Source organism: Corallococcus sp. CA053C, from assembly GCF_003611675.1.
Classification (GTDB): domain Bacteria; phylum Myxococcota; class Myxococcia; order Myxococcales; family Myxococcaceae; genus Corallococcus.
Map to the genome: position 1 here is coordinate 1 of NZ_RAWA01000649.1, position 3,242 is coordinate 3,242.

General features: G+C 69.9%; 5 protein-coding genes. 1 reads left to right on the forward strand and 4 read right to left on the reverse strand.

What is annotated here, in order from left to right; genetic code table 11:
- The 4 genes from D7V97_RS41570 to D7V97_RS41585 all read right to left on the reverse strand — a co-directional run.
- On the reverse strand, positions 1–466 hold a 466-nt coding region (locus tag D7V97_RS41570), incomplete at its 3' end, for an Hpt domain-containing protein (RefSeq protein ID WP_233583572.1).
- A gap of 66 nt (positions 467–532) precedes the next feature.
- Positions 533–1,786, reverse strand: a complete 1,254-nt coding sequence (locus D7V97_RS41575; RefSeq protein WP_120616068.1) for a methyl-accepting chemotaxis protein — start codon at positions 1,784–1,786, stop codon at positions 533–535.
- Positions 1,787–1,791: 5 nt separating this feature from the next.
- Positions 1,792–2,196: a Frizzy aggregation protein FrzB gene (locus D7V97_RS41580; protein ID WP_120616069.1), complete on the reverse strand. Its 405-nt coding sequence runs from the start codon at positions 2,194–2,196 to the stop codon at positions 1,792–1,794.
- The gene (locus tag D7V97_RS41585) at positions 2,193–2,714 is read right to left on the reverse strand and encodes a chemotaxis protein CheW (protein WP_120616070.1); all 522 of its coding nucleotides are present in this window, start codon (positions 2,712–2,714) and stop codon (positions 2,193–2,195) included. Before D7V97_RS41585 ends, D7V97_RS41580 begins: the two co-directional genes overlap by 4 nt.
- 133 nt (positions 2,715–2,847) lie before the next feature.
- Here D7V97_RS41585 and D7V97_RS41590 point away from each other — a divergent pair.
- On the forward strand, positions 2,848–3,242 hold a 395-nt coding region (locus tag D7V97_RS41590; protein ID WP_147445218.1), incomplete at its 3' end, for a response regulator transcription factor.

Below are 3,242 nucleotides of genomic sequence, written 5' to 3' on the forward strand. Positions count from 1 at the left end.
GCCACGGACCGGGGCGGCGCCGCGGCGGGCGGGGCGCGGACGAGGCCGCGGGCTTGCGCACCGGCCCCAGCGCGGGCACCGGGTGGCCGGACACCTCCGACAGGGCCTTGACCATCTCCTCGGTGGCGGTGGACCCGGTGTGGGCGGCGTCCAGGTCCTCGATGAGGTCCGACAGCACGTCGCATGCGCGGAGCATGACGTCGGTGGCGGTCTCGGTGGCCGTCTTGCCTTCGCGCTCGGCGCGCAGGACGTCCTCGGCGGCGTGCGCGAGCTGACCGATGGCGGCCAGGCCCAGCATGCGGGCCTCGCCCTTCATCGTGTGCAGTTCGCGCGCGACGTCGTCCGCGGCCTGATCCGCGGTTTCCTTCTCCAGGTCGATGACTCCCAGTTGGATCTTCTGGAGTCGGTCGGCCGTGACCTCCTGGAACTTCTTCAGGAGGGACTTTTTGAGGGCCTCGGTGTCCATGGGTGGCAGGCCCGGGGGCGCGACCTTCCGCGCCCCCCAAGCCCTGGTCTCCCCTCAGGAGAACGCCTAGTCGGCCTTGAAGCGCTTGATGAGCTCGGCGAGCCGGCCCGCAAGCTGGGTGAGCTCGGCGGCGGCCCCGGTGGCCTGCTTCGACGCCTGCGTCGTCTGACGGGTCACGTCCTCGATCTCCGCCATGGACGCCACCACCTGCTCGGTGGCCGTGCGCTGCTGCTGCGTGGCCAGGTTGATGACCCGGGCCGCGTCGCTCGTCTCCTGCACGCCGGCGAGGATGCCCTCCACGGCCTGCGCCGCCACCGCGCCCAGCTTCTCACCGGACTCCGTGGCGTGCTTGGACGCGTCCGCCGCGCCCGCCGCCGCGGCCGTGGCCTCGCGGATCTCCGTGATGAGGTTCTTGATCTCCTTGGTGGACTCCAGGACGTTCTCCGCCAGCCGGCGCATCTCCGCCGCGACGATGGAGAAGCCCTTGCCCGCCTCACCCGCGCGGCTGCCTTCGAGCGCCGCGTTGAGCGCGAGCAGGTCGGAGCGGTCCGCGATCTCGTCGATGACCTCCACCACCGTGCCAATGCGCTCCACGCGCTTGGACAGCTTGGAGATGGAGTCCGCCACCGCGACGCCGTCGCTGCGGATCTGCTGCATGGCCTGGATGAACTCGCCAATCGCGCCGCGACCCGCGCGGGCCGCGCCCAGCGTCTCCTCCGCCACGCGCGCCACGCTGCCCGCGTTCTCCGCGATCTGCGCGGAGGCGTGCTTCAGCTCCTCCATGGTCGCGGTCGTCTCATGGATGGCCGCGGCCTGCTCGGTGGAGGACGTCTCGTGCTGCGTGGACGCCGCCAGCACCTGGTTGGCGGAGGACGACAGCCGCAGCGCGGCTTCGTTGATCTCCCGCACGAAGATGCGCAGCGTCTCAATGACCTTGCCGAAGCCCTCCAGGAGGGGCCCGAGCTGGGGGTCCTCGGTGGACGTGTTCCAGCGCGACAGGTCGCCTTCGCGCACCAGGATGATGAGCGAGTCGAGCGCCTGATCAATCTCCTGCGCCGCCACCTGCTTGCGGTGCTCCGCGGAGGAGAAGTTCTCCAACACCTGGTTGAGCAGGTGGCCGAAGCCGGTCGGATCCGCCTGGACGCGGTCCTGGGGCACGCGCGCGTTGAGGTTGCCGGACAGCACCGCCATCAGCGTGTCGGTGAAGGGCTTGAGCGGATCAATGGCGTTGGCGGCATCGGCGCCGGCCTTCGCGCCCGGGGACTTCTTGGCACCGCGGGACTTCGCCGCGGGCTTGTCGTTGGGGCTCTCCAGGGACATGTGTGTCAGTGCCTTCCTTGCGTCTTCAAGGTTTCCGCCAAATCAATGAGCAACACGGGCCGCTGGGAGACTTCATCCAGGCAGATGCCCACGGCATAGGGGGCCGCCGCCGCGGCTGCGGGCATGCGGCGTAACACGGCGAGCGCCACGGAGCGCACCCCGTTGACGGCGTCCACCTTTAGGTGGCCTTCGCCTTCAGGGGTGTCGAACACCAGCGCGCGCAGGCCGCGGTGCGGCAGGCCCAGGTCGCGCACGGTGAGGTCGTCCGGCAGCGCCCGGTCGATGCGAAGCACCTGCGAGGCGTCCGTGCCGTACTCGGAGTCGCCGATCTGGAAGAAGAGGATGTCCACCTCTCCCAGCTCCTCCGCGGAGCGATCGTCCGCGACACCGTTCACGTCGCCGGTGCTCATCGCACCACCGCGCGCTGACGGGCCGTCTGCAGCAGCTTGGAGAAGTTGAGCAGGTTGAGGCCGTCATGCGGGCCCCCACCACTCACGATGCCCAGCAGGTGCTCGGCGGCCGCGTCGCCACCCAGGGGCGGCGGCAGGATGTCGGAGACGGGCACGCGGCGCAGGCCCAGCACGGTGTCCGCCACCACGCCGGAGACGAAGCTGCCGCTGACGCCCACGAAGATGCGCGTGCGCGGACCGATGCGCGCTTCGCCCTTGCTGAGGAAGCGCAGCAGGTCCACCACCGGCAGCACCTGACCGCGGTGGCCGGTGACGCCCATGATGAAGGAAGGCGTGCGCGGCAGCGGCGTGAGCAGGCCGGCGCGCAGCACCTCGGTCACGTTCTCGCTGGGGACGCCGAAGCGCAGCTCTCCCACCCGGAAGCAGAAGAACTCCAGTTCGGGGCGGGCCTGGGCGGCCAGCGTACGGTCCGGCGCCTGGCGGAGCGCGCGTTGGAGGGGAGTGGAGGTCGGGGTCAAGGCGCCGAAGTATCCTGGACAGGGTGAAAAAGGGTCAAGGGTCCATCCAAGACTGTCCGCCTGCTCGCCGTTTCGATGGTTCGCCGTGGACCAAAGGTGTAGGGTTGTGGGCCGGGAGCCCCTGAGGAGGACGATGTCCCGCGTACTGGTCATTGACGACAGCCCGATGCTGCTGGAGCTCACCGTCCGCGCCCTGACGGCCGCCGGCTATGACGCCGTGGGTGCGCCCGATCTGGCGACGCTCGACCAGAAGCTCGCCGAGGGTCCGTTCGCCCTCATCCTCATGGACGTCAACATGCCGGAGATGTTCGGCGACGACGTCGTCGAATACCTGCGGCAGGTGAAGAAGGTCGTCGCCAAGCTGGTCCTCTACTCCGACATCTCGGAGGCGGAGCTGAACGCGAAGGTGAAGAACTCCGGCGCGGACGGCTACATCCTCAAGAGCGGCGGCCTGGAGGGCGTGCTCGGAGGCGTGATGGGGCTCATCGGCGCGCCCGCGCTGAATGTGCCCACCGCCGTCCCGCCTCC